This is a genomic window from Haloarcula sp. H-GB4, from assembly GCF_030848575.1.
Classification (GTDB): domain Archaea; phylum Halobacteriota; class Halobacteria; order Halobacteriales; family Haloarculaceae; genus Haloarcula.
Window position 1 is genome coordinate 1,064,026 of the sequence record NZ_JAVDDX010000002.1, and the last position, 16,024, is coordinate 1,080,049.

Below are 16,024 nucleotides of genomic sequence, written 5' to 3' on the forward strand. Positions count from 1 at the left end.
CAATGTGTATCCGGCAATTGTCTAAAGTCGTTTCGATTCGGGGCCGGTGTGTCGATTAGTATCAGTGGTCGGCGGCGGCCTCGGTTCCGTCCCCGGATGGCTGTTCGGCCCCTGCCCGCGCTCGGAGCGCATCGGCGACCTCCTCACCGAGCAACTCGTCGTTCGGTGGAAGGCCGTCGACGGCCAGTTCAGTCGCGTACTCGCGGAGTGTCGGGGTGGGTCGGATGCTTGCGGCGGTAACACCGGCGACCACGGCGAGCTCCAGAATGTCCGTTTCGAGCGCGGTGTCGAGGCTTTCATCGTCAGTCGTCTGACGGACTGTCTGGTCGTGGCCGAACGAACGGACGACAGAGACAGCGGCGTCGGCAGCTTCGGTTCTGGCAAGTAGGTAGAACCCACGCGAGACGAGGATATCGGCGATGAGGATATCCAGGTCGGCTGTGTCGCGGTCGCCGTTGACCCAGGGGTCGTCGTGGGCCAGTTGGCGAGTGAGCGAGAGCCCCTCGTAGATGAGTTGGACGCCGGCGGCTCTGTCAGCGACGCCGTCAGCCAAGTCAACCGGTGGGTCGCTGGTTGCGCCCGCGCTGACGAGCGTGAGGACGCCTGGCGCCAGCGACGCGTCGTCAAGGCGAGCGTCGATCCGCTCGTGAAGCCGGTCAGGCTCGACATCGTCGACCGCCGCCAACGCCGCTCGGCGAACTGCCGCCACTTCCTCCATTATGAGGGTCTAGCGACGGGAAGGGCAAAGACCTTTGGAAACCGCAGAGTCACAGCAGCCATGGTACAGACCACGAGCGGCGATGATATCCGGACCCTGACGCTCGACCGGCCCGACCAGCGTAATGCGCTGACCAGCACGGCGCTGCGTGACCTCGAAGCGGCAGTCGAGTCAGCGACCGAGCCAGTGCTGTATCTCCACGGCGCTGGCGAGGCGTTCTGTGCCGGCGCGGACCTGGACGAGGTCAAGGCTCTCGATTCAGAGAGCGCTGAGGCGTTCGCAGCGCTGGGTCAGCGGGTCGCCCGGACGCTCGAATCCTACGACGGAGCGGTCGTCGCCGGTATCGACGGCGCAGCACGGGGCGGCGGCGTCGAACTGGCGCTGGCCTGTGATATCCGTGTCGCGACGCCAGACACGACGCTGGCGGAAACAGGGGTCAAACTCGGCCTCTTTGGTGCGTGGGGCGGGACAGCGCGGCTCCCCGACATCGTCGGGACCGGCGATGCGCTCGACATCGCGCTCTCCGGCCGAACGCTCGACGCCGAGACGGCGCTACAGATGGGGCTGGTCTCGCGGGTGGCTACGGAGCCTCGGGCTGTCGCTGAAGAGGTGGCGGCTGTCGATGCGGACGCGCTTCGAGTGCTGAAGGCACGGATGCGAGACGATGCGGACAGGGAAACACAGGAGCGCCGCGAACAACAGGCCTTCGCCGACCTCAACGCGAAGCCTGAGTAGGAAAGGGTACAAGACGACGCCTCGCATACGGACCGCCAATGGTCGACTGTGAGTACTGCGCGGAATCGTTCGACGGTGACGACGCCTATCTCGACCACCTCGCCGAGACCCACGACGGCGAGCTGGGTGCGATTGACCGACGGCGCGTCGAGGAGCACACCGGTGATGAGGCGGGGAATGCCCTCCCGGTCGGGCCGATTGTTATCGGCGTTGTCGTGGTGTTTGCTATCGGGCTCACAGTGTACGTGACTCAGTTGAGCGGTGGCGACGGCGGCAGCGACGCAGACCTCATTGGGACAGCGGGCGCACAGCCGCTTTCGGCAGTCGAAGCCACTGGGGTCGAAGCGTCGTCACTGGACGACACCGGCGACAGTGACCGACTGGCCGGTGTCGAACAGTTCCCGAACCGGGGGAACAATCACGTCGAAGACGGGAGTGCGATCGACTACCAGCGGTTCCCGCCGCTCTCTGGGACACATTACGCCTCAGCGGAGGAGGCAGGCTTTTACGAGGCGACACCACTGCTTGGCTCGCTCGTCCACACGCTCGAACACGGCGCGGTTATCGTCTACTACGACCCCGACGAGGTCTCGCCTGCAGCCAGACAGAGCCTTCGAGAATTCTCCAGTGTCCATACCGGCACTTGGCGGAGCGTCGTCGCCGTCCCGAACCCCAACGACGACCCACGAGCGACCTACGTTGTGACGGCATGGCAGCACGAACTAACGATGGACAGCTACGACGCCGAAACGATCCACGCATTCCTCTCGGAGTATCTGGGTCGCGGCCCGGAGAACCCGGTTCGCTAGCGGCTAAAACGAGGGGAAAGGATCAGTACAGCGGGTCCGGACCCGGCGGCATCGCTCGCTTGTGGGCGCTCGATTCGTACATCTCGCGAACAGTCTCGACGACATCGATCGGGACACCGAGCCGGTCGGCTGTCGCGGCCGCCGGAACACCACCGTCGATGTGCAGAGCAAGGATGGAGTCAAGTGTGTCGTAGTCCATCCCCATCTCGTCGGCGTCGGTCTGACCGGCCCACATCTCGGCGCTGGCGGTCTTCTCCGCAAGGTCATCGGGAACGCCGACGTGTTTCGCCAGCTGCCGGACCTGTTGCTTGTACAGCGCCGCGATGGGATGGCAGTCGACCGCACCGTCGCCGTACTTCGTGTAGTAGCCGACCAGTGCCTCGCTCCGGTTCCCGGTGCCCAGAACCAGCGCCTGCTCGTGGTTGCCGACGAGATAGTTCAGCACCGCCCGACAGCGAACCCGGAGGTTGCCGACGGCGAGCTGGTCGCCCTCGGCGTCGGGGTAGGCGTCGAGGAACGCGTCGACCAGCGGATTGATCGCGATGACGTCGTACTCAATCCCAAGCAGGTCGTTTGCCACCCGCTCGGCGTCGCTCATGTTGTCAGCACGGTTGACCTCGCTGGGCATTACGAGTCCGTGAACGGCGTCACGGCCAAGCGCTTCGACGGCCAGATGCGAGACGAGCGTGCTGTCGATGCCGCCCGAGAGCCCCATCACCACGGTGTCGACACCGGCGGCGTCGACCTGTGCCTCGATGAACGAGGTGATATGGTCGCGGTGCGCCTCCAACTCAGCCTCGGAGAACGTCAGGTTCAGCGGCTCATCGGCACGGACAATGGATTCGGCCGTTGCCATGTCTTCTAGTTGGACGGACGGAACTAATACCCATCTATCGACGTGATATTTTCGGACACGCGTCCAGTCAAAACGCTACGTTCAAGTGCAGTCACTGTTGACAGTTCGGTACGGGGTTCGCAGGTCCGACTGACCTGCAGTCTACCACAACGCGCCGGTGGTGAGCGGTTCCGAAGGAACCGCGAGCCTCGGCGCGACTGCAACGAGCGCCGGTGGTCCAGTGGTAGGACATTGCCTTCCCAAGGCAATAGCCCGGGTTCAATTCCCGGCCGGCGCATTCCTTGCATTCATTCGCCGCCCGATGTTCGCGAACCAGTGGTTCGCTCACTCCCGGCCGGCGCACTCCCTTCTGTCGTTTGCCACTGTGAGCGACACAACCCGCGGACCGCGGGATACTTGTTGGGGCCGGGCATATCCAGAGCCAACAGATGGACGCGCCGCTGTGGACGGAGACACACGCCCCGGAGTTGTCGGATATCCGCCAGCCAAAGGCTCGCGAGCACCTGCAGGGAGCCATCGAGGAGCCGATGAATCTCCTGGTCCACGGGCCGAAAGGAAGCGGGAAGACGGCCGCTGTCCGGGCCTTTGCCCGGGAGGTCCACGAGAATCCCGACGCGGACTTTACCGAACTCAACATGGCCGATGTGTTCGGCATGACAAAAAAAGAGGTCGCGAACGACCCGCGGTTCGCGTCGTTCATCGACAGCAAGCGACGGCGCGAGTCCTCGAAGGCCGACCTCATCAACCACGTGCTCAAGGAGTCCGCGAGCTACTCGCCGGTGTCAGGCAGCTACAAGACCATTCTGCTGGACAACGCCGAAGGGATGCGCGAGGACTTCCAGCAGGCACTGCGTCGGGTGATGGAGCAGTACTACGAAGCGACGCAGTTCGTCATCGCGACGCGTCAGCCCTCGGCTGTTATCCCGCCGATTCGCTCGCGGTGTTTCCCGGTCGTGATGCGCGAGCCGACCCACGAGGAAACAGCCTCGGTACTGGAGGATATCGTCACCGCAGAGGGCGTCGATCACGACGACGACGGTATCGAGTACGTCGCCGGCTACGCGGAGGGGGACCTCCGGACAGCAGTACTGGCCGCCCAGACTACCGCTGAAGCCGAGGGTGAGGTGACGATGGACGCCGCCTTCGAGACGCTGAACGCCGTCGAAGCCGACGACCAGGTCGAGCAGATGATCGACGCGGCCGAAGACGGGCGCTTTACCGACGCTCGATCGACGCTCGATGACCTGCTCGTCGACGAAGGGTACGGTGCGTCCGACATCCTCGATGACATGCTGGAAGTGGCCCGGTCACGCTACTCCGGGGACCGGCTGGCCGAAATCCACACGATGGCCGGCGAGACGGATATGGCGCTCGTCGACGCGGCAAACGAGCGAATCCATCTCTCACACCTCCTCACACAGCTGGGCGGGCAGTAAGGGCCGGCGTCCAGCCGCTATCGCTCTGGCAGTGTTGTACCGGACACAGCTAAGCGCTACAGCACGTTCTCGTTCCATCACCGAACCACGGCACGGCGCGGCCACACGGAATCGCGGACGGAGACGGCGTCAGCCGCTTCGAAATCCTTTTACGCGCTTCGGCGGGTAGATACGGACAACGAACCATGGATATCGACATCATCGAAGAAGACGAGAATCCCATGTTGCACCGCACGGACGTCCGGTTCGAGGTCGTCCACGACGAAGCCACCCCTTCCCGTCTCTCTGTCCGCGACTCTCTTGCGGCCACGCTGAACAAGGACGCCGAAGAAGTCGTCATCCACAAGCTCGACACCAAGTTCGGGATGCGGAAGACGGTCGGCTACGCGAAGGTCTACGACAACCCCGAGTACGCCCGCGACGTCGAGCAGGACCACATGCTCGAACGCAACAAGATCGTCGCTGACGGCGAAGAGGAAGCGGAGGAAGCATAGATGCCACACAACGAGTACTACAGCGACGACGGCGAACTCGACCGTGAGACCTGTCCTCGGTGCGGTGACACCGTCCTCGCCGAGCACGAGGACCGCCAGCACTGCGGCAAGTGCGGCTACACCGAGTGGAAGTAAGGCCGCCCGATGCGTATTCTGGGTATCGAAGGTACTGCCTGGGCAGCCAGTGCTTCGGTGTTTGAGACGCCGGACCCAGCGCAGGTAACCAACGACGACCACGTTTTCATCGAAACTGACGCGTACGCGCCAGACAGCGGCGGCATCCACCCGCGCGAGGCCGCCGAGCATATGGGTGAAGCCATCCCGACCGTCGTCGAGACGGCCATCAAGCACGCACACGAGCGAGCGACTGCTGGCGGGGTGGACGGGAGCGGCGAAACCGGTGCACCAATCGACGCCGTCGCCTTCGCTCGTGGCCCTGGACTGGGACCCTGCTTGCGAATCGTCGCCACAGCCGCTCGGGCGGTCGCCCAGCGCTTCGACGTGCCGCTGGTCGGCGTGAACCACATGGTCGCCCACCTCGAAGTGGGCCGCCATCGCTCGGGCTTCGATTCCCCGGTGTGTCTGAACGCCTCCGGCGCGAACGCCCACATTCTGGGCTACCGGAACGGCCGGTACCGCGTGCTGGGCGAAACGATGGACACCGGCGTTGGCAACGCCATCGACAAGTTCACGCGCCATATCGACTGGTCCCATCCCGGCGGACCGAAGGTCGAACAGCACGCCCGGGACGGCGAGTACCACGAACTGCCCTACGTCGTCAAGGGGATGGACTTCTCCTTCTCGGGCATTATGAGCGCCGCCAAGCAGGCCGTCGACGACGGGGTCCCGATAGACGATGTCTGTCGCGGGATGGAGGAGACCATCTTCGCGATGCTGACGGAAGTCTCCGAGCGGGCGCTGTCGCTGACCGGCGCTGACGAGCTGGTGCTTGGCGGCGGCGTCGGCCAGAACGACCGCCTCCAGCGGATGCTCGGCGAGATGTGCGAGCAACGCGGGGCAGAATTCTACGCTCCGGAAAGCCGCTTCCTGCGGGACAACGCGGGGATGATAGCGATGCTCGGCGCGAAGATGTACGCGGCCGGCGACACCATCGCCATCGAGGATTCCCGAATCGACTCGAACTTCCGGCCCGACGAGGTGGCCGTCACCTGGCGCGGGACCGAGGAATCGGTGGACAGCTATCGGGTGGCAGCCAACGAAGTCCAAGGCGCGGAGGCGACCGTCCGCTTCGACGGTGATCGAGTTATCAAGGAGCGCGTGCCGCGGAGCTATCGCCATCCGACGCTGGACGAGCGCCTCAGGATTGAGCGGACCAGGCAGGAAACCCGGCTCACCAGCGAGGCGCGCCGACACGGCGTCCCGACGCCGCTGGTCCGAGATGTGGACCCTCAAGAGTCGCGCATTGTCTTCCAGCGCGTGGGCGACATGGATCTCCGCGAAGGGCTGTCCGAGGCGCGTGTCGCGGACGTTGGCCGCTGGCTCGCTCGCATCCACGACGCCGGCTTCGTCCACGGCGACCCGACGACGCGGAACGTCCGAGTGGGTAGCCACAACGACCAGGCCAACCGGACGTTCCTCATCGACTTCGGTCTCGGCTACTACACACAGGAGGCCGAGGACCACGCGATGGACCTCCACGTCCTCGCCCAGTCGCTCGCCGGAACCGCGGACGACCCCGAGGCGCTGCTGTCGGCCGCTGAAGACGCCTACCGGACTGAGAGCGACCACGCCGACGCGGTGTTCGCCAGCCTCGACGATATCGAGGGTCGAGGTCGGTACCAGTAGGGCTGTGCGGTGGCAGCAGCGGTTAGAGTCCGGCGGCGAAGCCGCCGGTTCCCCGGAATCGCTACTGGCGATTCCGGCCTTTTTCGCCCACGTTTTTGCAAGCGGGGGTACCCGCAGGCCGCACCGGGGCCGAGGACACCCCTCGCAGCAAAAAGGTGGTGGACAAATGGTTTAACCTCGGCCCGAATAGAACGCAGTATGGCAGAAAAACCCCAGTCGGGAACGTTGTTCGGCGTGCCGTACAACTTCGAACGACCGAGCCTCAAGCGGTTGGTGTCGGCCTATTGGAAGCCAGGCGATGACATGCTGGTCGAAAAGCCATTCGGGATCGGCTACACCCTGAACCTGGCGAACTGGCGCTCGTGGGTCGTGCTGGCGGTCGCTGGCGTGATGCTGTATCTCGAACGCGGCGGCAGCAGCGAGGAATTCGAGTCCGAGAGCGAGGACGAACCGGTCGAAGTCGTCGTCGACTGAGACGGGGTGTAGCGAGGGTCCGGTACGTACCTGGCACGGCCCGGAAATAATCTACAGCAGTCCGCCTGCGCGGAGTTTCGACGGCTCTTTTATCGCCGGTCGCCGTGTGCCGGTATGCTCAATTTTGTCACGACCAACCCCGGGAAGGTCCGGGAGGCGGCCGAGTATCTCGACGACGATGTCCAGCAGTTCGACTTCGACTACCCGGAAGTGCAGGCCGACGACCTGAGAACGGTCGCAGCCGAGGGCGCGCGAGCGGCCTATCGGGCGGCTGGCGGGCCAGTCATCGTCGATGACGCGGGACTATTCATCGACGCCTTCGATGGGTTCCCCGGCCCCTACTCCTCGTACGTCGAGGACACCGTCGGCGTTGATCGCGTCTGGCGCATGACCGAGCTGGAGGACGACCGCGGTGCGGCGTTCAAAACGGTCATCGCCTACTGTGACGGCGAGGGCTTCGAGGCGACGCCGGATCCGGACGGTATCGACCGCGAGGACCGGCGCGGACAGGACCTGTCAGCCGACGACCGCGGTGCGGCAACGACGGACGAGCAGGTTCACGACGGGAGCGCGGCGCAGAGCAGCGAGACAGTGCCGGTCAAACTGTTTGAGGGGCGCGTGAACGGCGACATCGTCGCCCCGCGCGGCGAGGGTGGGTTCGGCTTCGACCCCATCTTCGAGCACGACGGAGCGACGTTCGCGGAGATGAGCACCGAGCAGAAGAACGCGATTTCTCATCGCGGGCGGGCGCTGGCGAAGTTCGCGGAGTGGTACGGTGAGCGGTAGCGAACCGTCCGTCGAGAGATGCAGTGCATCCCTCGGAAGTTCCAGCGACGGGGGGCCGACGGTGCTGGAACCCGAAGCGACAACGGTCGCGGAGTGGTACGGTGAGCGGTAGCGACGTACCGGTCGTCGGGACCGGTGGCACCGCCTTGATAACCGGTGCGTCAGCGGGCATCGGCGAAGCGTTGGCACGCGAGTTCGCCGCACGCGGACACGACGTAGTGCTGGTCGCCCGGAGCGAGGGGAAACTGGAGCGGTTGGCCGACGACCTCGAAACGAGGGGAATCACGGCGACGCCCGTCGCAATGGATCTCGACCATGCGACGGCCGCCGAGGATCTGTACGAGGAGGTGACCGAGCGCGGTCTGGACATCGATGTCCTCGTCAACAACGTCGGCGTGGGGACCTACGGACCGTTCGCCGAAAGCGACCTCGACGCGGAGCGAACGCAACTGCGGCTGAACGTCATGCTCCCCGTCGAGCTGACGCGGCTGTTCATCGACGAGTTCGACGACGGTGGCGCGGTTATCAACATGGGGTCAGTCGCCGGGTTCCAGCCGGGGCCGAACCTCGCCGGCTACTACGCGAGCAAGGCGTACATCAACAGCTTCAGCGAGGCGCTCGCCGAGGAGTTTCGGGGGACACCAGTCGACGTGACGGTGGTCTGTCCCGGCCCGGTCGACACCGAGTTTCAGGAACGAGCCGGGATGGAGGATTCGACGGTCGGGTACGTCGCCTCGAATACGCCCGAAGCAGTCGCATCGGCAGCCTACGAAGGGGCCGCCGCTGGCGAGACAGTCGTCATTCCACAGCGGTCGATGCGGCTTGTCGACCGACTGGTACGGGTGACACCCCGCTGGGTCGTCCGGCGCGTTGCAGCGCTGGTCAATCGGGACAGATAGAGAATCAGTTCCGAAACTGCTCTTGATTACAGCATCCATATCGTCTCCAAACTGTTTTTTGGCCACTAACCCCTTTTCAATCTCCGAGAATTAGACTCGAACCTTATTATACACTGTAAAAAAAAGGTGCGTATGCTCACAGACCCCGTCAGACAATACAAAGCGGTGATACGTGGATCGCTTGATGTTTTTGGCGTCTCCGGTTCAGTCGAACGGAAGGTGCTCGCGGCCGTCGGGTTGCAGTTTGTCGCCTCGGTCGCACTGGCAGTTGTCTCGCTTGTCGCTACCGGGACCGTCAGGTTCGTCGTCACTGGCGTATTGCTCGCTGGCGCTATCGTTGCGTTCGCCAACACGGTGTTCATCACCCGCGAGGATTTCGTCGAGCCAATTACAGCGATGGCCGCAGGTGCGGACCATATCGCCTCTGGCGAGCTCGATGTAGAACTGCCCGAGAGCGAGCGTGACGACGAGGTTGCCGAATTGCTCTCGTCGTTTCGCTCGATGCAATCCTATTTGCTGACAGTGTCCGAGCAGGCCGACGCGCTCTCCCGGCAGGAGTTCGACGCTGATATTCTCGATGAGGACGTGCCCGGAGCTTTCGGTCAGTCACTGGAGCAGATGGCTGCCAGTATGGACGATTACACGACCGAACTCCAGACGATGACCAGCGACCTCGAACGGCGCTCCCAGGCGCTCAACAATCTCGTCGTCGCATTCGGTGACGCTGCCGAACAAGCGAAAGACGGGGACCTGACGGCCACTATCGACGATGACTTCGCGGCCGACGACGAGCAGTTCGACGCCGTCGTCAAGAACTACAACGACCTCGTGACGACGCTGGGAGAGACGGTCGCAACCGTCGCCACGTTCGCAGAGGACGTCGACGAGACGAGCGATCACGTCACCCGGAGCGTCAAGGAGATAGACGACGCGAGCGACGAGATCTCCCGGTCGGTGCAGGAGATTTCGGCTGGAGCCAGCCAGCAGGCGTCGCGCCACGACGACGTCGCATCCGAGATGAACACACTATCTGCCACCGTCGAAGAGATCGCCGCGACCGCGGAAAACGCAGCCGACACTGCCGAGAAGGCGACACGGCGTGGCCGCGAGGGACGTGCGGACGCCGAGCAGGCGATCGACGAACTCGACGAGATGGAAGCTCGTATCGACGACATCGCCGTCGCGGTCGAAAGTCTGGTCGACCAGATCAGCGAGATCGACGACATCGTCGAGGTCATCACGAACATCGCCGAGCAGACCAACATGCTCGCACTGAACGCCTCCATTGAGGCGGCTCGTGCGGACGGAAGCGGTGATGGATTCGCCGTCGTCGCCGACGAGGTGAAAACACTCGCAGAGGAGACCCACGACGCCGCGACGGACGTGTCGGACCGCATCGAAGCGGTCCAGAACGAGGCCGGCGAAACCGTCAGCGACGTGGAAGCGACAAACCAGCAGGTGACAGATAGTGTTGCGACCATCGAGTCGGCGCTCCGGGACTTCGAGGATATCGTCGACGTGCTCGGCGAAGTTAACGCCTCGATTCAGGAGATATCGGGCGCCACCGCCGAACAGGCAGAGACCACGCAGGAGGTCGTCGATATGGTCGACGAGGTCGCGGCAGTGAGCGAACAGACCAACGAGGAGTCAGAGGCCGTTGCCGCCGCCACCGAGGAGCAGACAGCGACGATTACCGAAGTGACCACCGAAGTACAGGAGATGGCAGCCCAGACCGATGACCTGCGTGAGGTGCTTGCGGTGTTCGACATCGATGAGGGCGCTACTGGGCCATCAGGGTCGGTCTCCGCAACCACGGTAACGACGGCTGACGACTAAGCAGCAAAATCACTTGCTACGCACGTGGGTCCAAGTCTGGGCCGGGATACTCGCCATCTTCGACGACGGGGTACAGTGACTCCGGGTCGAACAGGCGAGCGAAGGCGTCCGGCGGTCTGACACTCAGAGACATATGACGGTTGAGTGACGCGCTGGTCCGAGCGCTGCGCAGGTCGTCCGCATATGAAAGCAAGTGCTGTGCGCCACCCCGGTAGGCCGAGGCCAGCGCAGGATGGTCGCTGGCCGGGTGATCCACGATGTCACAGTCGGACTCGATCCGTGCCCGCCAGGCAGTTGCCAGGTCCTCATCGGCGAGGTCCGCGATAACAGCGCTGGCATCGTCTAATAGGTGGTCACTCGCGACAAGCGTGACCCACGAATGCCGGCGGATGTGGTCGATAGCAGCACGTGCATCGCTCTCTGGCCCACACAGTAAGTCGGCGGCGAGGACATCGGCATCAGCGACGACACGCGCCGGCGACGGCTCATGCATCGCCGTTGTCCTCCGCACGGTGCTCTTCGAGGGCCGCACAGACACCCTCAACCGTGGTCTGGTGGTCCGCCGCACGTTCGAACAGCGTCGCCCAAGTCATAGCAGGAGGCAGTGGCTGAACAGGCAAAAATCCGTGCCGTCTGTCGTCTGTCTGTCGCTTGTCTGACGGGCATTTATGCTTACCGATAGCATTCCACCGGTACGGGCGCGCTTCCACGGCTCCAGTGGATGTCGGTGACACTGCGTGCCATCCTATCCTCCCCAGGCGCGCCCGGACACCGCGATCCTCCCTTTCATATTCTACTCCCCCCGGCCTTCGTCGAAGACGGCGGGTGCTGTCGATTTAAAAGAGACTACGACGACGCGGGATGGCATCCCGGAATCTCAGGCAGACGCGTCGCCCCGGAGCGTCGCTCGAATGTCGTCCAGCCCGCCGGGATCAGCCATGATCGCGACACTGTCGCCGGGTTCGATTTCGGTCTGTGGGAGCGGAATCGTCATGGGTTCGTGGTCCGTGCCGTGTGCGTAGATGTGCGCGTCGCCGGGAAGGTCCACCTCAACAACCCGTTTCCCGATGAACGGGGAACCGTCGGGAATGCGGATACTGGCGACCGAGAGTTGTTCGGTCAGGTCAGCGAGGACGTTGAAGTCACCGCCCAGTAGTGCCGTCTTCGCGCCGGCCGCGCCGAGTCGCTCGGGGTAGATTATCTCGTCCACGTCAGCGGCGTACTTCTCGTAGATTTCCTCGCGGTAGTCGGCGTCGATCCGCAGGACGGTCCGACAGCCGAACTCCTTGCCGATCATACAGGCGGTGAAATTCGTGTTCAGATCGCCCGTGAGACCACCGATAGCGTCCGCACTTTCGATGCCGGCATCGACAAGGACGCTCTCCTCGTTGCCGTCACCCTGGATTGTCTCGAATCCGGTTTCCGTGGCCCGTTCGAACTTCACAGGGTCGTTATCGACGATAACGACTTCGTGACCCTCGCTCTGCAGAATCCGTGCGGTCCGGATGCCGACGCGGCCATAGCCAACGATAACGAACTTCATGGACTACGGTACGACGGCCACCATTAAAAATGTGAACGGGTGACAGGGTGGTGCGGGTTAGGCTTCTGTCGTCGCGTTTTCTTCAGTCGCGTTGTCCGTTTCGTCAGTCTCGTCCGTTGACTGCTCTTCGGTCTCGTTCACTGGCGGTTCTTCCGTCTCGTTTTCGGGCGGCTCTTCGGTTTCGTCTACTGGTGGTTCCTCGGTCTCGTCCGCGGTCGGCTCCCCGGTCTCGTTCGCTGGTGGCTCCTCGGTTTCGTCTGCTGGTGGTTCCTCAGTCTCGTTCGCGGGCGGCTCTTCAGTTTCGTTCTCTGCCGGCTCTTCGGTTTCGTTAACCGGTGGTTCTTCAGTTTCGTTCGCTGGCGGTTCCTCGGTCTCGTTCGCTGGCGGCTCTTCAGTCTCGTTCGCTGGCGGCTCTTCAGTCTCGTTCTCTGCCGGCTCCTCAGTCTCGTTCTCTGCCGGCTCTTCGGTCTCGTTTTCGGTCGGCTCTTCAGGTACATCGATAGCAGACTCGATGGTAATCTCGGCGAACGCACCGTCATCGCGCGTGAAGACGCTGTGGGTGTACGTATCCAGCTCGATATCAGTCGTGTCGACTGTGAACGTCACGTCCGTGGATTCGTTCGCGTCAAGGGTCACGGACTCAGAGGCGAGCGGCTGGCCACCCAGTCGGAACTCGACGGTTTGTGTCGTGTTGAAGCCGTTCGGGTTGGTGACGGTCGCGTTGACGGTGACGTTGTCACCGGCAGTGACGTTCGTCGGCGCGTCGAGGCTATCCAGCGTGAACGAATCGGAGACGGTAACGGGAGCGACCTGCCCATCATCGCTGGTGAAGACACCGTGGCGGTAGTCCCCAGGTTCGATGTCCGTCGTGTCCGCGGAGAACTGGACGGTTGCGCTCTCGTTGGGCGCAAGCGTGACCAGCGTCCGGTCGACAACAGCTCCATCGAACCGGAACGCCACGGATTCAGTCACCGAGGTGTTCTCGTTGTTCGTGACCGTCGCAGCCACGTCAGCAGTCGAGTTCGGGGCGACGCTCTGCGGTGCGGTCAGGGAGTCGACGGTGACTCCTGTGTTCCCTGCCTGTTCCAACGGCGATTCCTGTTGCGCTGTCACGCCCGGTACAGCCCCGACCTGTGCGGTGAGGCCGCCGACGACGAGTAGCGCAGCGAAAACGGCGAGTGTGCGAGTGTTTATCATAATTTGGTTCTGGAATGATCGGACGACAATGCGAACGATTCGACGGGTGAGTAACACATAAACCGGCGAGACAGTTCAATAGAATATAACCACCTGCTAAGTCAGCCCCCTGTTACCGCCGGATCGGGAAAGTAAGACTGACCGACACTTACCCAGTATTAAATTGTTTTGCTGGTGATTAAGCTCTTGACAGAGAGGAGGCAAGATGGTCTGAGAAGGCGGAAAGCGGCCGTTGGTGTCGGTCAGTGCGAATAGCTGTGTCACCACTGGATACACATACGCCCGTCCCAGCGACCCGACCGCATCGGGCGAAGGGTGCTACCACACCCGTGGCGCCGCCCTTTCGACACCGGTTTACCCGTCGACAGTAGAGGATGCGATGACCATGCGCGTGACGTTTCTCGGGACGAGTGGGGCCGTGCCGACGACCCAGCGCAACACGAGCAGCATCTTCGTCAACCGCGACGGCGATTACCTCCTCTTCGACTGCGGCGAGGGCACACAGCGACAGATGATGCGCTTTGGCACCGGCTTCGCTATCGACCACCTGTTCGTCACGCATCTCCACGGCGACCACGTCCTCGGGATTCCGGGGCTGCTCCAGACGTGGGATTTCAACGAGCGCGAGCGCCCCATCGCCATCCACGCACCGGCGGGCACGCGCGGGAACATCAAACAGCTCATTCAGGCCAACGGGACGACGCCTTCGTTTCCCGTCCGCATCAACGAAGTGTCGGCCGGCGACGTAGTCCTCGATCGGTCGGAGTACGAGATTCGGGCAATTGAGACGGCCCATCGCTGTGCTAGCGTTGGGTATGTCCTCGACGAGGACGACCGGAAAGGGAAGTTCGACAGGGAGAAAGCCGAGGAGGAGTTCGGCATCCCGCCGGGGCCGAAGTACTCCAAGCTCCACCGCGGTGAGGCCGTCGAACACGAAGGTGAGACTATCCAACCAGAGGCTGTCGTCGGTCCGGCCCGCCCCGGCCGGCGATTCGTCTACACCGGCGATACGCTGCCGACGGAGAACGTCATCGAGGCGAGTGAGGACGCGGACCTGCTCGTCCACGACGCTACCTTCGCCGAGGACCGGAAAGAGCGAGCGAAGGCGACGGCGCACTCAACCGCCCGGGAAGCCGCCGACGTGGCGCGACAGGCCGGCGCGTCAACGCTGGCGCTGACCCATATTTCGACGCGCTACGCCGCGAGCGCCGACGAGCTAGTCGACGAAGCCCAGGACGCGTTCGACGGCGAGGTCGTGCTCGCCGAAGACGGGATGGAGCGCCGCGTCGAGTTCCCGGACGCGGACGAGTACTGATGAGATAGTGCAGCATTTATTCCTCGAAGCGATAACGAAGCCATGACACACAGATTAGTCCACGTCGGTCTGGGGGGCCAGGGGTCCACCTGGGCAACAGACGCGATTCCGCCGAACGTTCACGACGACCGAATCGAGGTCGTCGCCGCGGTCGATACCGACCCGGAACGACACGAACTGGCCGAGCGGGAACTCGGACTGTCGCCCGAGGAGTGCTACACCGACCTCGAAACCGCGCTCTCGGAGCGGCCGGCCGATATCTGTTCTATCGTGACACCGCCGTCGACCCACGAGGCCGTCGTGGAGACGGCACTCGCCCACGACCTGCATATCATCTCGGAGAAGCCAATTGCTGATACACTGGAAGCGTCGGTCCGTGTCGCCGAGAAGGTCGAGGAAGCCGGCAAGAAGATGGGCGTCACGATGAGCCACCGGTTCGACCGGGACAAGACGACGTTCCGCCGGGCCGTCGAGGAAGCCGGCGACATCGATTATCTGACGGCCCGGTACACGGGCAACGTCCGCGAGCGCGGCTTCTACGCCGACTACGTCTACGAGATGGACAATATGCTCCTGCTCGACGGCGCAATTCACCACCTCGATATCCTCGCGTCGCTGGCCGATTCGCCCTGCGAGCGGGTGTACGCCGAGACGTGGACGCCGGAGGAAGCAGACTACGACGGTGACTGCAGCGGCCTCGTGACGCTACACTTCGCCGACGGGACCCGCGCCCAGTACGAGGGCAGTTACGCCAACGCGACGACGCTGAACGGCTGGGGACACGAACAGTTCCGCGCCGAGTGTTCGGATCAGACGGTCCTCCTCGACCGCCGCGATGTCGAGCGGTTCCATGCCGACGCGTACGACACCGGAAACTTCGAGAGCATCGGCAAGGGCGACGGCAAGACGGTGCCGCTGGCCGAACGGCCCCACTGGAAGAACGCCTGGCTCATCGAGCAGTTCTGTGACTGGATCGACGGCGGCGAGCCGATGCCGACGAACGTCGACAGCGTCCTCCAGTCGATGGCCATCGTCTTCGCCGCCATCGAGAGCAGCGAGACCGGCGAGGCCGTTGACGTGCAGGCGCTGCTCGACGACGCCCGCGCGAACGCCTGATTTC

At 63.5% G+C, this 16,024-nt stretch carries 18 protein-coding genes and 1 tRNA gene; 14 read left to right on the plus strand and 5 right to left on the minus strand.

Going from position 1 to position 16,024, the window contains the following annotated elements; all coding sequences use genetic code 11:
* Positions 1 to 61: 61 nt before the first annotated feature.
* The gene (locus RBH20_RS14050) at positions 62 to 718 is read right to left on the minus strand and encodes a hypothetical protein (protein ID WP_306709634.1); all 657 of its coding nucleotides are present in this window, start codon (positions 716 to 718) and stop codon (positions 62 to 64) included.
* Positions 719 to 778: 60 nt separating this feature from the next.
* Here RBH20_RS14050 and RBH20_RS14055 point away from each other — a divergent pair, with 60 nt between their 5' ends.
* Together RBH20_RS14055 and RBH20_RS14060 are read left to right on the plus strand one after the other, a co-directional pair.
* On the plus strand, positions 779 to 1,453 hold the full coding sequence (locus tag RBH20_RS14055) for an enoyl-CoA hydratase/isomerase family protein (RefSeq protein WP_306709636.1): 675 nt from the start codon (positions 779 to 781) through the stop codon (positions 1,451 to 1,453).
* A 38-nt stretch (positions 1,454 to 1,491) separates the two neighbouring features.
* The gene (locus tag RBH20_RS14060; protein ID WP_306709638.1) at positions 1,492 to 2,262 is read left to right on the plus strand and encodes a DUF3105 domain-containing protein; all 771 of its coding nucleotides are present in this window, start codon (positions 1,492 to 1,494) and stop codon (positions 2,260 to 2,262) included.
* Positions 2,263 to 2,284: 22 nt separating this feature from the next.
* Here the strand turns inward: RBH20_RS14060 and RBH20_RS14065 are convergent, their stop codons facing one another.
* A complete protein-coding gene (locus RBH20_RS14065; protein WP_306709640.1) occupies positions 2,285 to 3,118 on the minus strand; it encodes an NAD+ synthase in 834 nt (277 codons plus the stop codon).
* 206 nt (positions 3,119 to 3,324) lie between these two features.
* On the opposite strand from RBH20_RS14065, the gene RBH20_RS14070 reads away from it, so the two are divergent.
* From RBH20_RS14070 to RBH20_RS14115, 10 genes are all read left to right on the plus strand, one after another.
* A tRNA-Gly gene (locus RBH20_RS14070) sits at positions 3,325 to 3,395 on the plus strand.
* A gap of 151 nt (positions 3,396 to 3,546) precedes the next feature.
* On the plus strand, positions 3,547 to 4,554 hold the full coding sequence (locus tag RBH20_RS14075) for an AAA family ATPase (RefSeq protein WP_306709642.1): 1,008 nt from the start codon (positions 3,547 to 3,549) through the stop codon (positions 4,552 to 4,554).
* A gap of 185 nt (positions 4,555 to 4,739) precedes the next feature.
* Positions 4,740 to 5,048, plus strand: coding sequence for a 30S ribosomal protein S24e (locus RBH20_RS14080; protein ID WP_004516108.1), 309 nt, complete (start codon positions 4,740 to 4,742; stop codon positions 5,046 to 5,048).
* On the plus strand, positions 5,049 to 5,183 hold the full coding sequence (locus tag RBH20_RS14085; RefSeq protein WP_004590578.1) for a 30S ribosomal protein S27ae: 135 nt from the start codon (positions 5,049 to 5,051) through the stop codon (positions 5,181 to 5,183).
* A 9-nt stretch (positions 5,184 to 5,192) separates the two neighbouring features.
* Positions 5,193 to 6,854, plus strand: a complete 1,662-nt coding sequence (locus tag RBH20_RS14090; protein WP_306709648.1) for a bifunctional N(6)-L-threonylcarbamoyladenine synthase/serine/threonine protein kinase — start codon at positions 5,193 to 5,195, stop codon at positions 6,852 to 6,854.
* Between the two features lie 198 nt (positions 6,855 to 7,052).
* Positions 7,053 to 7,328, plus strand: coding sequence for a DUF5808 domain-containing protein (locus RBH20_RS14095; RefSeq protein WP_004590574.1), 276 nt, complete (start codon positions 7,053 to 7,055; stop codon positions 7,326 to 7,328).
* A gap of 114 nt (positions 7,329 to 7,442) precedes the next feature.
* Positions 7,443 to 8,114: a non-canonical purine NTP pyrophosphatase gene (locus RBH20_RS14100; RefSeq protein ID WP_306709651.1), complete on the plus strand. Its 672-nt coding sequence runs from the start codon at positions 7,443 to 7,445 to the stop codon at positions 8,112 to 8,114.
* Complete coding sequence (locus RBH20_RS14105) at positions 8,104 to 8,226, plus strand: hypothetical protein (RefSeq protein WP_306709653.1); 123 nt, start codon at positions 8,104 to 8,106, stop codon at positions 8,224 to 8,226. Before RBH20_RS14100 ends, RBH20_RS14105 begins: the two co-directional genes overlap by 11 nt.
* Positions 8,216 to 9,013 (plus strand): SDR family oxidoreductase, encoded by a 798-nt coding sequence (locus tag RBH20_RS14110; protein WP_306709655.1) that lies wholly within the window; start codon positions 8,216 to 8,218, stop codon positions 9,011 to 9,013. Before RBH20_RS14105 ends, RBH20_RS14110 begins: the two co-directional genes overlap by 11 nt.
* A gap of 132 nt (positions 9,014 to 9,145) precedes the next feature.
* Positions 9,146 to 10,849, plus strand: coding sequence for a methyl-accepting chemotaxis protein (locus RBH20_RS14115; protein WP_306709657.1), 1,704 nt, complete (start codon positions 9,146 to 9,148; stop codon positions 10,847 to 10,849).
* Between the two features lie 16 nt (positions 10,850 to 10,865).
* Here the strand turns inward: RBH20_RS14115 and RBH20_RS14120 are convergent, their stop codons facing one another.
* From RBH20_RS14120 to RBH20_RS14130, 3 genes are all read right to left on the minus strand, one after another.
* Complete coding sequence (locus RBH20_RS14120; protein WP_306709659.1) at positions 10,866 to 11,342, minus strand: hypothetical protein; 477 nt, start codon at positions 11,340 to 11,342, stop codon at positions 10,866 to 10,868.
* Positions 11,343 to 11,726: 384 nt separating this feature from the next.
* Positions 11,727 to 12,392, minus strand: coding sequence for a TrkA family potassium uptake protein (locus RBH20_RS14125; RefSeq protein ID WP_306709661.1), 666 nt, complete (start codon positions 12,390 to 12,392; stop codon positions 11,727 to 11,729).
* 57 nt (positions 12,393 to 12,449) lie between these two features.
* Positions 12,450 to 13,589 (minus strand): hypothetical protein, encoded by a 1,140-nt coding sequence (locus RBH20_RS14130; protein ID WP_306709663.1) that lies wholly within the window; start codon positions 13,587 to 13,589, stop codon positions 12,450 to 12,452.
* Between the two features lie 379 nt (positions 13,590 to 13,968).
* Between RBH20_RS14130 and rnz the strand changes: the two genes are divergently transcribed.
* Together rnz and RBH20_RS14140 are read left to right on the plus strand one after the other, a co-directional pair.
* Positions 13,969 to 14,904, plus strand: coding sequence for a ribonuclease Z (rnz, locus tag RBH20_RS14135; protein WP_306709665.1), 936 nt, complete (start codon positions 13,969 to 13,971; stop codon positions 14,902 to 14,904).
* 42 nt (positions 14,905 to 14,946) lie between these two features.
* Entirely contained in the window at positions 14,947 to 16,020 is a 1,074-nt protein-coding gene (locus RBH20_RS14140; protein ID WP_306709667.1) for a Gfo/Idh/MocA family protein, read from the plus strand.
* The last annotated feature ends 4 nt before the right edge of the window (positions 16,021 to 16,024 follow it).